Annotated in this window: 16 protein-coding genes; 14 read left to right on the top strand and 2 right to left on the bottom strand. The window is 63.4% G+C overall.

Annotation, left to right across the window (positions count from 1 at the left end):
* Window positions 1-668, top strand: a 668-nt coding sequence (locus WCB02_RS28875) for a L,D-transpeptidase (protein ID WP_423963160.1), incomplete at its 5' end; no start/stop codon positions are given.
* Here WCB02_RS28875 and WCB02_RS28870 read toward each other — a convergent pair.
* A complete protein-coding gene (locus WCB02_RS28870) occupies window positions 665-1666 on the bottom strand; it encodes a L,D-transpeptidase family protein (protein ID WP_423963159.1) in 1002 nt (333 codons plus the stop codon). The genes WCB02_RS28875 and WCB02_RS28870 overlap by 4 nt on opposite strands.
* A 162-nt stretch (window positions 1667-1828) precedes the next feature.
* On the opposite strand from WCB02_RS28870, the gene WCB02_RS28865 reads away from it, so the two are divergent.
* The 13 genes from WCB02_RS28865 (at window position 1829) to WCB02_RS28805 (ending at window position 14582) form a co-directional block, all read left to right on the top strand.
* A complete protein-coding gene (locus WCB02_RS28865; protein WP_423963158.1) occupies window positions 1829-2260 on the top strand; it encodes a hypothetical protein in 432 nt (143 codons plus the stop codon).
* A 127-nt stretch (window positions 2261-2387) separates the two neighbouring features.
* Complete coding sequence (locus WCB02_RS28860) at window positions 2388-3455, top strand: alpha/beta fold hydrolase (RefSeq protein ID WP_423963157.1); 1068 nt, start codon at window positions 2388-2390, stop codon at window positions 3453-3455.
* Between the two features lie 71 nt (window positions 3456-3526).
* The gene (locus WCB02_RS28855; protein WP_423963156.1) at window positions 3527-4123 is read left to right on the top strand and encodes a redoxin domain-containing protein; all 597 of its coding nucleotides are present in this window, start codon (window positions 3527-3529) and stop codon (window positions 4121-4123) included.
* 15 nt (window positions 4124-4138) lie between these two features.
* Entirely contained in the window at window positions 4139-4561 is a 423-nt protein-coding gene (locus WCB02_RS28850; protein ID WP_423963155.1) for an OsmC family protein, read from the top strand.
* A gap of 59 nt (window positions 4562-4620) precedes the next feature.
* The gene (locus tag WCB02_RS28845; RefSeq protein ID WP_423963154.1) at window positions 4621-5130 is read left to right on the top strand and encodes a cupin domain-containing protein; all 510 of its coding nucleotides are present in this window, start codon (window positions 4621-4623) and stop codon (window positions 5128-5130) included.
* Between the two features lie 331 nt (window positions 5131-5461).
* Window positions 5462-7198, top strand: a complete 1737-nt coding sequence (gene poxB / locus WCB02_RS28840; RefSeq protein WP_423963153.1) for a ubiquinone-dependent pyruvate dehydrogenase — start codon at window positions 5462-5464, stop codon at window positions 7196-7198.
* A gap of 17 nt (window positions 7199-7215) precedes the next feature.
* A complete protein-coding gene (gene sdhA / locus WCB02_RS28835) occupies window positions 7216-9012 on the top strand; it encodes a succinate dehydrogenase flavoprotein subunit (RefSeq protein ID WP_423963152.1) in 1797 nt (598 codons plus the stop codon).
* A gap of 492 nt (window positions 9013-9504) precedes the next feature.
* Entirely contained in the window at window positions 9505-10665 is a 1161-nt protein-coding gene (locus tag WCB02_RS28830; RefSeq protein WP_423963151.1) for a 4Fe-4S dicluster domain-containing protein, read from the top strand.
* Complete coding sequence (locus WCB02_RS28825) at window positions 10652-11110, top strand: cyclic nucleotide-binding domain-containing protein (protein WP_423963150.1); 459 nt, start codon at window positions 10652-10654, stop codon at window positions 11108-11110. The genes WCB02_RS28830 and WCB02_RS28825 overlap by 14 nt, the downstream gene beginning before the upstream one ends.
* A gap of 1 nt (window position 11111) precedes the next feature.
* On the top strand, window positions 11112-11969 hold the full coding sequence (locus WCB02_RS28820) for an FAD/NAD(P)-binding protein (protein ID WP_423963149.1): 858 nt from the start codon (window positions 11112-11114) through the stop codon (window positions 11967-11969).
* A 1-nt stretch (window position 11970) separates the two neighbouring features.
* Window positions 11971-12744 carry an oxidoreductase gene (locus WCB02_RS28815; protein WP_423963148.1) on the top strand — a complete coding sequence of 258 codons (774 nt, stop codon included), beginning with the start codon at window positions 11971-11973 and terminating at the stop codon, window positions 12742-12744.
* Between the two features lie 27 nt (window positions 12745-12771).
* Window positions 12772-14067 (top strand): Ni/Fe hydrogenase subunit alpha, encoded by a 1296-nt coding sequence (locus WCB02_RS28810; protein WP_423963147.1) that lies wholly within the window; start codon window positions 12772-12774, stop codon window positions 14065-14067.
* Window positions 14064-14582, top strand: a complete 519-nt coding sequence (locus WCB02_RS28805) for a hydrogenase maturation protease (protein ID WP_423963146.1) — start codon at window positions 14064-14066, stop codon at window positions 14580-14582. Before WCB02_RS28810 ends, WCB02_RS28805 begins: the two co-directional genes overlap by 4 nt.
* 111 nt (window positions 14583-14693) lie before the next feature.
* Here WCB02_RS28805 and WCB02_RS28800 read toward each other — a convergent pair whose 3' ends face one another.
* Window positions 14694-14978, bottom strand: coding sequence for a MarR family winged helix-turn-helix transcriptional regulator (locus WCB02_RS28800; RefSeq protein WP_423963145.1), 285 nt, complete (start codon window positions 14976-14978; stop codon window positions 14694-14696).
* Between the last annotated feature and the right edge of the window lie 131 nt (window positions 14979-15109).

Raw genomic sequence — 15109 nt, 5'->3', positions numbered from 1 at the left:
GTGAAGACCTCAAAGGGCCGTTCATGCAGCTTCCGGCCAAGATCGAACAGCAGCAGGGTTTTCGAACGCTGGGCTACGCCGATCTGCGGGAGGCCCTTGCCGAAAGATTCCATATGAGCCCGGCCTTGCTTGCCGCCCTCAATCCAGACGCATCATTTGCGAGCGCGGGTGAAAAGATCATCGTCGCCAACGTGGTCACCGAGCGGAAGCCTTTGGCCGCAGCCCGCCTCGACGTCGACAAGAGCCGGCAAACGGTCAAGGTCTATTCCAGAGAAAACGAGTTGATCGCGTTCTTTCCGGCGTCCGTCGGCAGCGATGACAAGCCCACTCCCTCCGGAACGCTGAAAGTGACGCTGATCGAAAGCGACCCGCTCTTCCACTACAATCCCAGATACCAGTTCAAGGAAGTGGAGACGCGGCGGGCATTCGACTTGGGGCCCGGCCCGAACAATCCGCTCGGCACGATGTGGATCGCTTTGTCGAAGCCGAGCTACGGTATTCATGGCACACCAGAGCCCTCGCAGGTCGGCAGCGCCGCGTCGCATGGCTGCGTGCGGCTGACGAACTGGGACGTTCAGCGTCTGGCTGACATGCTGAGCAAGGGAATTCCGGTGAATTTCATCGAGCAACCACGCGGCGAGCCGGGCGGCGAGTCGACGTCGTACTAGCTCTTTCGCTCCGCCTGCGACGAATCGACAAACTCCACCGGCGTACCCTTCTTGACGCTCTTGCCCAGGAAGGTGACGTCCCAATTGGTCAGTCGCACGCAACCATGGGATTCGGATTTGCTGACCCTCGATGGGTTGGGCGTCCCATGGATGCCATAGCCTTCCGCCGAAAGACCGATCCAGAACGAACCTGCCGGGTTGTTAGGCCCAGGCTTGATATCGAATGGCTCCCTGGATTTCACGCCCTTGAACTTGTAGTCGGGATTATACCGGTAATTCGGGTTGGCATCGGCAGATTCGACTTTCAAGGTGCCGCTGGGCGTGGGCTTTTCCTCGCTGCCGACCGTTGCCGGAAAGAACGCCACGAGTTCGCCGGAAGGGGCGAAAGCCTTCAAGGTTTGACGCGTCTTGTCGACCTCGATCCGTCCAACCTTCAATTTGGCGTCGTTCTTCGGGACGTTGGTCACAGTGATCGTCTCCCCGGCTTGATCGAATTTCTTTCCGGGATTCAATGCCTCGAGCAGATCCTCGCTCAGGTGAAACTTCTCGGCGAGGGCTTCGCGAGGGCTCGTGTAGCTGAGAGCTGCGAGATCCTTCATGTCTTCCATCTTGGCCGGAAGCTTTTTCAGGAAGGGGCCCTTCACGTCATCCTTGGTGATCTTGTAGTCGGTGACGACGGCATCCGAGCTGGTCGCCGCGAGCGCTTTCCAGACCTCGGCCGTCAGCGGCCGGTTCGGGCTGAGGCCCTTGGCTTCGGCGAAGGCTCTCAGGGCCTTTTGCGCGTTCTCGCCGAGCTTGCCGTCGATCTCTCCCGGGGAGAAGCGTGCACGATCGAGGAGAACCTGGGCTTTCACCACAAGGGCGTTGATCTTGTCCTCAGCGGGAGGCTTTGGACCGAGCTCCGCATTGTTGATGGTGACGGCGTCAAGGCCCGCGCCGACTGCGGGTGAGGCCAGGCAGATCCATGACAACAGCGCGATGAAGGATGGTCGGATCATCTGGTTTCCCTACAAAGCCCGGTCACGAACCGGTAACGAAAATGCAACGCGGCCATGGATGGCGAGTTCCGTGGTGTCGGGTTGGACTGCCGCGCACGACCGGGCCGGTCGTTGGCGATCCAGATCTGATGCGCATACGATGGCCGGACTCGAGTTCGTCTCATGAAGCGGGCATTAATTCGCTTGGGAAGAGGCAACTTCGGGCATGCGGATCGGTCCGAGGCACAAAAGCGGGCTTTCGCTCCGATCTGGCGCAATCAGCCGCCGACCGGATCGCCAGCACGGCGGTACGGCGCCCTCCGGATCGGCGATCTCAAAGCCGGGAACTGCCCGAGGGCTGGTTCAAGAACCGCGCACCGGAGATCGAGCCTCACAAATCTCACAATTGGAAAGACCGACCAGCCCACCGCGTGCGGCAAAAGCAGATTCAATCAACCGCTTGTTCCGGGGATCGTTGAACGAGCTGGGACACAAGCCTTACGTATTCCAGCCTGGAGCGGCGTCTCGGTCGTCGCGGATGTGATCGAGCGCAATGATGGCAAGCTGATATATTCCAGCAAGATCGACAAAGGCAGCCACTTCGCCCCGCGGTAACAGCTCTCGGGCCTGGAGATCCAGGGCGGCCTTGAGGCCGCACGGTTAGACGATTGAGACAGGCGGCGCGCACGACCTGCGCGCCGCACTTTCGTCAGCGAACGACCATCGAAGACGGAGACCGGCCATGAATGAGATCAAAACGTCGGAAACGATCGATCGCCAGCGCCGCCGTTTCGTCGCTGGCGCGGCGCTCGCCATTGCTGCGGCGGAGTTCGGCACTGCTGGATCCGGGCGCGCGGACACCGTCAAGGCCAAAGCAAGCGGACTGCGCGCCGTCAAGCCCGGCCCGCACACCTCGTTCGCCGCGCTGAAGCAGATCGACGCCGGCCTGCTCAACGTCGGATATGCCGAAACCGGTCCCGCCGACGGCCCGCCCGTGATCCTGCTGCACGGCTGGCCCTACGATATCCATAGCTACGTCGATGTCGCACCGCTCTTGGCAGCGGAGGGTCACCGCGTCATCGTGCCGTATCTGCGCGGCTACGGGACGACGCGTTTCCTGTCCGACGATACGATGCGCAATGGCCAGCAGGGGGTCGTCGCCGTCGACATCATCGCCTTGATGGACGCGCTCAAGGTCGGCAAAGCGACCATCGCCGGCTTCGATTGGGGCGCGCGCACCGCGGACATCATTGCAGCGCTGTGGCCGGAGCGCTGCAAGGCGCTGGTCTCGGTGAGCGGCTATCTGATCGGCGACCAGGAATCAGGCAAGATGCCGCTGCCGCCGAAGGCCGAGTTGCAATGGTGGTATCAATATTATTTCGCCACCGAGCGCGGCCGGGTCGGCTACGACAAAAACCGGCACGATTTCGCAAAGCTGATCTGGCAGCTTGCCTCGCCGAAATGGGAGTTCGACGACGCCACCTTCGAGCGCAGCGCCGGCGCCTTCGACAATCCGGATCATGTCGCGGTCGTGATCCACAATTATCGCTGGCGACTTGACTTGGCCCAGGGCGAAACGAAATACGACGATGTCGAAAAGCGGTTGGCCGCGGCGCCGGCCATCACGGTGCCAACCATCACAATGGAAGGCGACGCCAACGGGGCGCCGCATCCGGAGCCCTCAGCCTACGCCAAGATGTTTTCCGGCAAATATTCGCACCGGACCGTCAAGGGCGGCATCGGGCACAATCTGCCGCAGGAAGCGCCGCAGGCCTTCGCCGAGGCCGTCATCGACGTCGCCCAAAGCTGAGCGGCGACCCGCATCGCATGCGGGCCATATTGAAGCAGCCGGGGCGACCGGCCGACCCAAAGGATCTAAAGATGCGATCTGACATCATTCCCGGTGCCGTCTTTCCCGACTACGAGCTTTCCGACCACACCGCGAAACATCGCAAGCTCTCCGACTTGCAAGGACCGCATCCGATGGTCCTCGTGCTCAGTCGCGGGGCTTTCTGCCCGAAGGATCGCCGGCAGGCCGAAGGGCTTCTCGAACTGCATCGCGAGATGGAGGTCGGTTATTGCCGGCTGGTTACGGTCAGCACCGACAATATCACCGAGACCAACGAATATCGCAGCGGGGTGGGGGCGCATTGGCCGTTCCTCTCCGACCCCCGCCGCGTGGTGCAGCAGGATCTCGACATCGCCGAATACACCGATCCCGTTCACAATCCCATGATCCCGCACGTGATCGTGCTTGAGCCAAAACTTGTCATCTACAAGGTATATAGTGGCTATTGGTTCTTCGGCCGACCGACCATGGAAGAGCTGCGGCAGGATTTGCGTGCTGTCACCAGGAAATGCCGGCCGGACTGGGATATCACGACGCCGGAACTCAAGGCCGCCTGGCAGCAGGGCCGTAAGGAGCTATTCTATCCTTATGGCAGGACCTACATCCAGACTCTCGGTGAACAGGACTAGCAAAGGAGACATGACATGATCCGCAAGGCAAAGGCAGTTTGGCACGGCACCGGCCGCGCCGGCGACGGCAATCTGACGAGCGATTCCGGCGTGCTCGAACAGACGCCGTATTCGTTCAAGACCCGCTTCGAGAATGAGAAGGGTACCAACCCGGAAGAACTGATCGCGGCGGCCCACGCCGGATGTTTCACGATGGCGCTGGCGTTCGCTCTTCAGGGCGCGGGCCTGACGCCGACCGAACTCACGACCGAAGCCGCGGTCACGCTCGAGCCGGAGGGCCAGGGATTTCGCATCAGTCGCTCGGCGCTGACCTTGCGCGCGAAGGTGCCGAACCTGGACGAGGCCACGTTTACGAAACTGGCGGGCGAGGCCGAGAAGAACTGCCCGGTGTCAAAAGTCCTCAACGCGGCGATTACCTTGGACGCCAAGCTGGTCTGAGGCCTATCCGAGTTTGGGCGCGCGAATTCGACCAATCTGTCAAGATGCAGGAGGATCACATGGCAAGAGCGCATCAGCCGGGTGAAGCCGATTTCAAGGCGATCCTGCCCGAAGACATCGACTGGAAGCCGTTTGCGGCATTTCCGCCTTCGGCCCGGCTTGCTGTTCTGGTCGGGCAGCCCTCAGAGCCCGGCCCCTACGTGGTCCGGGTCAAGGTTCCTCACGACGTCAAGCTGATGCCGCACCGGCATCCGGAGGATCGCATCTACACCGTGATGTCCGGCGTGTTCTATATCGGGCTTGGCGAGACGTTCGACGGCAGCAAGGTCGAGGCGTATCCGCCGGGCAGCGTCATCGTGCTGCCCGGCGACACCTGGCACTTCCATTGGGCCAAGTCCTCCGAATATGTCACCCAGGTGACGGCGATCGGTCCGCTCGGACTGGAATATCACGATCACGCCGACGATCCGCGCGAACAGCATCGTCAATCGGTCAGATCCAAGACGGTGCTTGATCCGGTCAGTCACCGCACCATTCCGCCCGCGGACGAAGTTGGCCGAAAACGATGAGTGGCCGTTCCACCATGTCGGTTGAACCGGTCGTGCTCGCGATGGTCGTGCTGCTTACGGCCGCGGAATTTGTCCCGGGCATATCCCGGGGACGTAGCTGATCGAGGGAGCCGACCTTTTCTCGCGTCAATGATGCCGGCGCCATTGTCCTCGGCAAGACCAGCGTGCCGCTGATGTTGCGCGATTGGCAGAGTTACGACGAGATCTACGGCGCCACCAACAATCGAACGCGAGTTCGGTGGTTTCGTGCCAGCCGCCGGCTGTGCGTGAACCCGCGCCGTGTCCGTTGCAACGGCCGCGATAAGGAAGCGGTAAAGAAGGAGTAGCAGCCGTGCCCATCGAAAACATCGCCGATCTCATCATTGAGACACTGGCGCAGGCGGGGGTCAAGCGCATCTTCGGCGTCGTCGGCGACAGCCTGAACGGGCTGACCGAGGCGTTGCGCAAACGACGAGCCATCGATTGGATCCATGTCCGCCACGAGGAGGTTGCGGCCTTCGCCGCCGCGGGCGAGTCGCAGATCACTGGCGCCCTCGCGGTGTGTGCCGGATCCTGCGGTCCCGGCAATCTCCACCTCATCAACGGCCTGTTTGACGCGCATCGCAGCCGCACGCCGGTGCTGGCGATCGCAGCGCAAATTCCATCCGGCGAGATCGGCGGCGGCTATTTTCAGGAGACCCGCCCGCAGGACCTGTTTCGGGAATGCAGCCATTATTGCGAACTGGTCTCGGACCCGTCGCAGCTGCCTTACGTGCTGGAAAACGCCATTCGCGCGGCGGTCGGGCGGCGTGGTGTCGCCGTCCTCATCGTTCCCGGTGACGTGGCGCTGCGGCCGGCGCCCAAGCGTGACATCGCACCGAATGCCGGTTTGCTGCCGGCGGCGCCCATCATTCTGCCGGCCGAACCCGAGTTGACGGCGTTGGCAGAGCTGTTGAACAGCAGCAAACGCGTCACGCTGTTCTGTGGTCGCGGCTGCGCCGGCACTCATGACAATCTGATGCGGCTTGCCGAGATACTCAAGAGCCCGATCGTGCATGCGCTCGGCGGCAAGGAGCACGTCGAGTACGACAATCCCTATGATGTCGGCATGACCGGGTTCATCGGCTTCTCGTCCGGCTACGCCGCGATGCACGCCTGTGACGCGCTGCTCTTGCTGGGCACCGACTTTCCCTACAAGCAGTTTCTGCCGACGGACGCCAGGATTGCGCAGGTCGACATCCGGCCCGAGAATCTGGGTCGCCGCTGCAAGCTCGACCTCGGCCTGGTCGGCGATATCGGCGCCACCATCGATGCGCTGCTGCCGAAGCTGAAGGCGAAGACCGAGCGGAGGCATCTCGACGCCAGCCTGGAGCACTACAGGAAGGCCCGCGCGGGGCTCGATGAACTCGCCCGCGGGACGCCCGGACGCAAGCCGATCCATCCGCAGTATCTTGCGCGCATCCTCAGCGAGGAGGCCGCCGACGATGCCGTGTTCACGGCCGATGTCGGCACGCCCACGATCTGGGCGGCGCGCTATCTCGCGATGAACGGACGAAGGCGTCTGGTCGGCTCCTGGGTCCACGGCTCGATGGCCAACGCCATGGCGCACGCGATCGGCGTGCAGGCGGCGCAGAAGGGGCGGCAGGTCGTGTCGATGTCGGGCGACGGCGGATTTGCCATGCTGATGGGGGACCTGATCACGCTGAAGCAGATGAAGCTGCCGGTGAAGGTCGTGATCTTCAACAACGGTACGCTCGGTTTCGTGGCGCTGGAAATGAAGGCCTCCGGTTTCGTCGAGACCGGCGTCGATCTGGACAATCCCGATTTCGCGGCGATGGCCCGCGCCATGGGCATCCACGCGATCAGGGTCGAAGACCCCGAGGAGCTGCCGAACGCGGTCCGCGATGGATTTGCCCAAGACGGCCCGGTGGTGCTCGATGTCGTCACGGCAAAGCAGGAGCTGTCGATGCCGCCGACGATCACGGCCGAGCAGGTCAAGGGCTTCAGTCTGTGGGTGCTGCGCGCCGTGATGAGCGGCCGCGGCGACGAGGTTCTCGATCTGGCCAAGACCAATCTGCTGGCGCGCTGAGCGGAGTGGCCGAAGCGATGAAAGAGGCTTACGACATCATCGAGCACAGCCATGACGTCGTGATCGTCGGCGCCGGCGGCGCCGGCTTGCGGGCCGCGCTCGGCATGGCGGCGTCGGGACTGAAGACGGCCTGTATCACCAAGGTGTTTCCGACCCGCAGCCACACCGTGGCGGCGCAGGGCGGCATGGCCGCTTCGCTCGGCAACATGGGCGATGGCGATGATTGGCGCTTCCACATGTACGACACCGTCAAGGGCTCCGACTGGCTCGGCGACCAGGACGCCATCGAGTACATGTGCCGGGAGGCGGTGCCCGCCGTGCTGGAGCTCGAGCATTTTGGCGTGCCGTTCTCGCGCACCGAAGACGGCCGGATCTATCAGCGGCCGTTCGGCGGCCAGACCATCGGCTACGGCAAGCAGATGGCGCAGCGCACCTGTGCCGCGGCCGACCGCACCGGCCACGCCATCCTGCATGCGCTGTATCAGCAGTGCCTGAGGCACGACACCGAATTCTTCGTCGAATACGTCGCGCTCGATTTGCTGATGGACGAGCACGGCGCCTGTCGCGGCCTCCTCGCCTGGAATATCGAGGAGGGCACCTTGCATCGTTTCCGCGCCCATCGCACGGTGCTGGCGACCGGCGGCTACGGCCGCGTCTACTTCTCCTGCACCGCCGCTCATACCTGCACCGGCGACGGCAACGCCATGGTGCTGCGCGCCGGCCTGCCGCTGGAAGACATGGAGTTCACCCAGTTTCATCCGAGCGGCATCTACGGCTCCGGCTGCCTGATCACCGAAGGCGCGCGCGGCGAGGGCGGTTATTTCACCAATTCCGAGGGCGAGCGCTTCATGGAGCGCTACGCGCCGAGCGCCAAGGATCTCGCCGGGCGCGATGTCGTCTGCCGCGCCATGACGATCGAGATCAACGAGGGCCGCGGTTGCGGTCCGAAGAAGGACTACATCGAGCTGCATCTGGAGCATCTCGGCGCGGCAATCCTGCATGAGCGGCTGCCCGGAATTAGCGAGACCGCAAGGATCTTCGCCGGTGTCGACGTCACCCGCGAGCCTATCCCGGTGCTGCCGACGGTGCACTACAACATGGGCGGCGTGCCGACCAATCTGCATGGCGAGGTCGTTGCGCTCCGCGAGGGCGATCCCGAAGCGGTCGTTCCCGGCTTGATGGCGATCGGCGAAGCGGCCTGTGTCTCGGTCCACGGCGCGAACCGGCTCGGCTCCAACTCGCTGCTGGATATCGTCGTGTTCGGCCGCGCCGCGGCGTTGCGCGCGATCGAGACGCTGCGGCGAGGCGAGGACCATGCGCCAATTCCGAAGGCCGCCACCGAGCGCGCCATCGCCCGATTCGACAAGATCAGGTGGTCAAAGGGTGAGACCGGAGCAGGCGACGTCCGGCTTGCGATGCAGCGGACGATGCAGCGGCACTGTGCCGTGTTCCGTGACGGTCCCTTGTTGCAGCAGGGTCTTGGCAAGCTCGACGATGTCGTAAGAACAATGCGCGACGATCTCGGTATCAGCGACCGTTCGATGATCTTCAACACCGATCTCGCCGAAGCGCTTGAGCTCGATAACATGCTGGCGCAGGCAAGCGTCAGCCTGCATTCCGCGATCGGGCGCCAGGAAAGCCGCGGCGCCCACGCGCGCGAGGATTTTACGAAACGCGACGACGAAAACTGGCTCAAGCATACTCTGAGTTGGCTGAGCGACAACGGCGGCGTGCGATTAGCCTACCGGCCGGTTCATTTGCAGCCGCTCTCGAACGACACGGCGACAATCCCGCCGAAGGAGCGGGTGTATTAGCGCTGGCGACGGCGGGCCCGCCGCGGAACCCTATTCCTCGGCTGGTAGGTTGAGCCTTGCCTCCGCCCGCGTGGATCGCCCAGCTTGAAAAGCAAGGGCGAGTAAACCCGCGTTTGCCTTCAAGAAGGTGTGAGCATCATGTGCTGAGCTCGGATTTTCGCGGGGAGAAGGATGTGGCTGGCGGCATCCAATTCGTGTCGGCACAAATACCCAAGCGTCGTGTTTGCGAAGCTATCCAAATCCGACGCGCTCGACGCTGCGCTGCGTGGCCGCCGGCAATTCCGTGATGGCGACTTTCGTTGACTTGAATCAACAGTAGACATCGTCAATCGACCAAAGTCTTTTTTGATTTGCAGCTCAACTGTCGAGACCGAGAGTGAAACAAAACTTGATGCGCCGAGGCTGCGCATTCCGGCTCTTTCATTGCGCTTGCGTTCGCACGCGTGCTCCGACAGGATTCGTGCAACGTGCCGATCATCGGAAAAACTTGACATGATGCAGGATCATCCGGTCAAGGGTGCAAAGGCGGTGATTGCCCGCGATGCGCTTGGCGATCTCATCGCCGGTCTTGCCGGCAGCCATCGGGTGTTGGGCCCGACCGTGCGCGACGGCGCGATCGTCTATGACGATATCGCGCACGTCCAGGACCTGCCGACGGGATGGACCGATCGCCAGGACGCCGGGCGCTATCTTCTGGAGCGTCGCGAGGACAACGCGGTCTTCGGCTTTGCGGTCGGACCGCACTCCTGGAAACAATTTTTGCATCCGCCGATCGAGAAGCTGTGGACGGCACGCCGCGGCGACGATGGCTTTACCATCGAGTCCGCCAGTCCGGAAACGCGTCGATTCGCTTTCATTGGCGTGCGCGCTTGCGAGCTGCATGCGATCGCGATCCAGGACCGCATCTTCCTGGAAGGTCCTTATCGTGACGCAACGTACGGAATGCGGCGGCAGGACGCCTTCATCGTCGCCGTCAATTGCGGGCAGGCCGGAGGAACCTGCTTCTGCGTGTCGATGGGGACGGGACCGCAGGCCGACGCCGGTTTCGATCTGGCGCTGACCGAGCTGATCGACGCGGCGCGCCACGAATTTCTGGTCGAGGCCGGAAGCCAGGCCGGCGGCGAACTGCTCGAGCGATTGCCGCATCGCGCCGCATCCGGTGCCGATCTTGCGGCCGCCGAAGCCGTCATCGCGGGTACCCGCAACGCGATGGGGCGGACTCTGGACACCGGCGGCCTGAAGGGACTGCTGCAGGCCAATCCGACCCATCCGCGCTGGGATGATGCAGCCGAACGCTGCCTCGCTTGCGGCAACTGCACGTCGGTCTGTCCGACCTGCTTCTGCACGACCGTGGAAGATCATAGCGATCTCACGGCTCAGTCCGCAGAGCGGATCCGGAAATGGGATTCCTGCTTCACCATGGACTTTTCCTACCTCCACGGTGGCAGCGTAAGGCAGAGCGGCAGCGCGCGTTATCGGCAATGGATGACGCACAAGCTTGCGAGCTGGATCGATCAGTTCGGGACCTCGGGCTGTGTCGGTTGCGGACGCTGCATCACCTGGTGTCCGGTCGGGATCGACATCACGGCGGAGGCCGCCGCCATCCGGGCGAGCAGCCCGCCAAGCAAGGGAGAGCCGCATGAGGGGGCTTGAGCAGATTCTTGGGGAGCATTCCTTCTTCGCGGGCTTTGCGCCGGAGTATAGCGCGCTGGTGGCGGGGTGTGCCCGCAATCATCGCTTCAATGCCGGCGATTATCTGTATCGCGAAGGCGAGCCGGCCGATGAGTTTTTCCTGATCCGCCATGGCAAGGTGGCGCTCGAGATCGTGGCGCCGGGACGGACGCCGATGGTTTTTTCGACGCTCGGCGAGGGCGAGATCGTTGGCGCGTCCTGGCTTGTCCCGCCCTATCGCTGGACATTCGACGCCCGCGCGGTCGAACTGGTCCGTGCAATCGGTATCGATGCGGCGTGCCTGCGCAGCAAATGCGAGGCGGATCACCATCTCGGCTACGAGATGATGAAGCGTTTCCTGCCGGTTTTCGTCAAGCGCCTGCAAGCGACGCAACTGCAGATTCTCGACGTTTATGGGAAGCGCTGACATGGGTCCGCCAAGTGCCTGCGCCGCGGGACCGCGTACCGACCCCTTCGTTCCCGAAATCTATCGCGTCGGCAGCCTGCGCCGCGAGCTGCCGGATACCGTGACGTTGGAGATCGCCCCGCTCGCCGGCAAGCGTCCCGCCTTCAGGCCGGGCCAGTTCAACATGCTGTACGCCTTCGGCGTCGGCGAAATCGCCATCAGTATGAGCGGTGACTGCGTCGACCAGACAAAATTCGTGCACACCGTCCGCGATGTCGGCGCCGTCAGCAGGGCGATCACGCGATTGGAAACCGGGGCAACGCTCGGGCTGCGCGGTCCATTTGGGGTCGGCTGGCCGGTCGAGACGGCGGAAGGCTCGGATGTCGTCATGGTGGCCGGAGGTCTCGGCCTCGCGCCGCTCCGGCCGGCGATCTATCATGTATTGACCAACCGGGCGCGTTACGGGCGGGTGACGATCCTGTTCGGCAGCCGCAACCCGCACGACCTGCTTTACCGGCATGAGCTCGAGACGTGGCGACAGCACCTCGATATCGGCATCGAGGTCACGGTGGATCACAGCGATGTCGAATGGCGGGGTCATGTCGGCGTCGTGCCGGCGCTGATCCCGCGGGCGATTTTCGATCCTCATGACACGGTCGCGTTCGTTTGCGGTCCGGAAGTGATGATGCGATACAGCGCCAGAGCGTTGCATGACGCCGGGGTCGCATCCGAGCACATCTATCTTTCGATGGAGCGCAACATGAAGTGCGCTATCGGCCTGTGCGGCCACTGCCAATTCGGGCCAAGCTTTGTGTGCAAGGATGGGCCGGTGATGCCGTTCAATGAGATCGCCGATATCTTCGCGGTGCGGGAAATCTGAGATGGCAAAACAGCGTCCGCGCCTTGCGGTCTGGAAGTTCGCCTCCTGCGACGGCTGCCAGCTCTCGCTGCTCGATTGCGAGGATGAGCTTCTGACGCTCGCCGGCGCCATCGAGATCGCCAATTTTCCGGAAGCCTCGAGCCTGGTTGGCGAGGGGCCTTACGACCTTTCCCTGGTCGAGGGCTCGATCACGACCGCGCATGATGCGGAGCGGATCCGGATGGTCAGGGAGCAATCAAAATACCTCGTCACGATCGGCGCCTGCGCAACCGCTGGCGGCATCCAGGCGCTGAGGAATTTCGCCGACGTCAACGACTTCATCGCCGCCGTCTATGCATCACCGCAATACATCTCGACGCTTGCGACCTCGACGCCGATCTCGGCCCATGTCGCCGTCGACTACGAACTGCGCGGCTGCCCGATCGACAAGGCGCAACTGATCGAGGTGATCTCCGCCTTCCTGGCCGGCCGCAAGCCGTCGATCGCGGCCCACAGCGTGTGCGTCGAATGCAAGCAGCGCGGGACCGTTTGCGTGATGGTGCAGGGAACACCCTGCCTCGGTCCGGTCACGCATGCCGGCTGCGGAGCCATTTGTCCCGCCTTCCGCCGCGGCTGCTACGGCTGTTACGGTCCGATGGAGACTCCGAATACCCCGGCGCTGGCGCGCCAATGGCAGTCGCTCGGCGCGATGCCGCGCGACATCGTTCGCGCCTTCCGCAGCTTCAATGCCGCCGCCGACGCCTTCCGGAAGGAGAGCGAGGCCCATGAAAAATAGCACAATGCAAAACAAGCAACGCCGAATATGACGACGACAAGCAGGACGATCCGGGTCGACTATCTCGCCCGCGTGGAAGGCGAGGGCGCGCTCGAACTCGAAATCAGCGATGGCCGGGTCGCATCCGCGGCGCTGAAACTGTTCGAGCCGCCGCGCTTCTTCGAAGCGTTCCTGCGGGGCCGTGGCTACGCCGAACTGCCCGACATCGTCGCGCGTATCTGCGGCATATGTCCAATTGCCTATCAGATGGGGGCTGTTCATGCGGTCGAGAATGCCTTTGGCGTCAGGGTCGATGGTCAGCTTCGGGCGCTGCGCCGGCTGATCTATTGCGGGGAGTGGATCGAAAGCCACGGGCTTCATGTCGTGATGCTGCATGCGCCGGATTTCCTCGGGTTTCCCGATGGGATCCGGATGGCGCAGGACCACGGCGACGCCGTCCGTGACGGGCTGGCGCTCAAGAAGGCCGGCAACGACTTGATGCGGGCGATCGGCGGCCGCGAGATTCACCCGGTCAACGTCAAGCCGGGCGGCTTTCATCGGTTGCCGACGCGCGCCGAGCTTGCACCCGTCGCGGAAAGGCTTGCCCGCGCCCGCGATCTCGCCGTCAACCTGGTGCGCTGGGTTGCGACCTTCCCATTCCCGGACGTCGAGCGGGACTATGAATTCGTCGCGCTGCGCCATCCGGATGAATATCCGCTCAACGAAGGGCGGCTGGTCTCCAGCGCGGATATCGACATCGATATTGCCGACTACGAAACGGAATTTGCGGAAAGGCATGTTGCGCATTCGACCGCGCTGCATTCCCTGCTGAAGCGGCGCGGCGCCTATCTCGTCGGTCCGCTGGCGCGCTATGCGCTGAACTTCGATCGGCTACCGGCTCCGGTCCAGGCGCTGGCGCACGAGGCCGGGCTGGGGCAGGTTTGCCGCAATCCGTTCAAGAGCATCATTGTCCGCGCGCTGGAGATCGTCTTTGCCTGCGAGGAAGCGTTGCGGCTGATCGCCGCCTATGAGCCGCCGGGGCAGGCTGCGGTGACGATCGCGCCTCGCGCCGGGACCGGCTTTGGCTGCACCGAGGCGCCGCGCGGGATCTGCTGGCACCGCTATGAATTCCAGGCCGACGGCACCATCGAACGCGCCCGCATCGTGCCGCCGACATCACAGAACCAGCCCAGCATCGAAGCCGATCTCGCGGCCGTTGCAACCACCGTCATCGATCAGTCCGACGACATCATCCGCCACCGCTGCGAGCAGAGCATCCGCAACCACGACCCCTGCATTTCCTGCTCCACCCATTTTCTCAAGCTCAGGGTACGCCGGACATGAGCAGCCTGGGGCAGGGCGGTCTCGGTCCGCCGAAGGTGCTTGTGGTCGCCATCGGCAATCCGGACCGCGGCGACGATGGGGTTGGCGCTCTGGTCGCAACCAGGCTAGCCGGACGGCTGCCTTCGGATGTAAAGCTGATGTCGCGACATGGCGACATCATTTCCCTGATCGAGGACTGGGCCGGCTTCGATGTGGTGATATGCATCGATGCTGCCGAGCCGAGCGGCACGCCGGGACGGATTGATCGGTTCCACGCCGGCGGACTGCCGCGCGGCGCGTCGTTCGCATCGAGCCACGCCTTCGGCCTTGCGGAGACGATCGCGCTCGCCGGCGCGCTGCGGTCGCGGCCTAAAACCCTCATTGTCTATGCGATCGAGGGCGGTTGTTTCGACCATGGCGCCGCATTGACGCCGCAAGTCGTTGCCGCGGCCGCCGAGGTCGCTGACCGCGTCGTTGCCGAGGTCAGCCGGCAAGGCGCTTTTGCCGCCCGGCCACTCGTCGAGCAGAAGGGCTGACATGTCCTGCGATTTGCGGGCAGCTTTCCGGCATCGAAGGCGCTGATCGGCGGCTTCGTGCTCGCTGATTCGGCGTTTCGCCATCCGTTGATGGCGACATGCCCGGTCGTTTCATAACGCCTCCTTGAATTCATCGGAAGCCAGAACGCTCAATTCGGAACGGAGCTGGGCCGCGTGGGCCGGCCCGAACGCGCGCTCGAAACGGTCTTGCGCCGTTCGCCAGAGCTGCATGGCTTGCTTGAATTTCGCCGTGCCGGAGGGTGTCAGGGTTACGCGTTTGACCCGGCGGTCCTTCGGGTCGACGCGAAGTCGGACCAGCCGATCGCGGATCAGCGGTCCAAGGGAGTGACGCGTCGCCGACAAGTCCATCAGCAGATGATTGGCGAGGTTGGCCATGGTTGGATTGCCGAGGTCGTAGATTTGCGTGAGTGGATATATTGCGTCGCCTTCAGGCCGCTCGGCTCCAGCACGCCGTCGTAGAGCCTGGCCAGACGCCGGGCGGCGTTTCGAAGCGCCGCCTCGTGCCG

Origin of the sequence: Bradyrhizobium sp., assembly GCF_049581145.1 — a bacterium.
GTDB lineage: Bacteria > Pseudomonadota > Alphaproteobacteria > Rhizobiales > Xanthobacteraceae > Bradyrhizobium.
Note: the sequence above shows the minus strand (reverse complement) of the source record. Positions and strands in the feature narration are given on the sequence as shown.

Excerpts from the sequence above, each read along its gene's own strand:
- WCB02_RS28870 (WP_423963159.1), bottom strand. The coding sequence starts at position 1,666 with ATGATCCGACCATCCTTCATCGCGCTGTTGTCATGGATCTGCCTGGCC.
- WCB02_RS28865 (WP_423963158.1), top strand. The coding sequence starts at position 1,829 with ATGAAGCGGGCATTAATTCGCTTGGGAAGAGGCAACTTCGGGCATGCG.
- WCB02_RS28860 (WP_423963157.1), top strand. The coding sequence starts at position 2,388 with ATGAATGAGATCAAAACGTCGGAAACGATCGATCGCCAGCGCCGCCGT.
- WCB02_RS28855 (WP_423963156.1), top strand. The coding sequence starts at position 3,527 with ATGCGATCTGACATCATTCCCGGTGCCGTCTTTCCCGACTACGAGCTT.
- WCB02_RS28850 (WP_423963155.1), top strand. The coding sequence starts at position 4,139 with ATGATCCGCAAGGCAAAGGCAGTTTGGCACGGCACCGGCCGCGCCGGC.
- WCB02_RS28845 (WP_423963154.1), top strand. The coding sequence starts at position 4,621 with ATGGCAAGAGCGCATCAGCCGGGTGAAGCCGATTTCAAGGCGATCCTG.
- sdhA (WP_423963152.1), top strand. The coding sequence starts at position 7,216 with ATGAAAGAGGCTTACGACATCATCGAGCACAGCCATGACGTCGTGATC.
- WCB02_RS28830 (WP_423963151.1), top strand. The coding sequence starts at position 9,505 with ATGATGCAGGATCATCCGGTCAAGGGTGCAAAGGCGGTGATTGCCCGC.
- WCB02_RS28825 (WP_423963150.1), top strand. The coding sequence starts at position 10,652 with ATGAGGGGGCTTGAGCAGATTCTTGGGGAGCATTCCTTCTTCGCGGGC.
- WCB02_RS28820 (WP_423963149.1), top strand. The coding sequence starts at position 11,112 with ATGGGTCCGCCAAGTGCCTGCGCCGCGGGACCGCGTACCGACCCCTTC.
- WCB02_RS28815 (WP_423963148.1), top strand. The coding sequence starts at position 11,971 with ATGGCAAAACAGCGTCCGCGCCTTGCGGTCTGGAAGTTCGCCTCCTGC.
- WCB02_RS28810 (WP_423963147.1), top strand. The coding sequence starts at position 12,772 with ATGACGACGACAAGCAGGACGATCCGGGTCGACTATCTCGCCCGCGTG.
- WCB02_RS28805 (WP_423963146.1), top strand. The coding sequence starts at position 14,064 with ATGAGCAGCCTGGGGCAGGGCGGTCTCGGTCCGCCGAAGGTGCTTGTG.
- WCB02_RS28800 (WP_423963145.1), bottom strand. The coding sequence starts at position 14,978 with ATGGCCAACCTCGCCAATCATCTGCTGATGGACTTGTCGGCGACGCGT.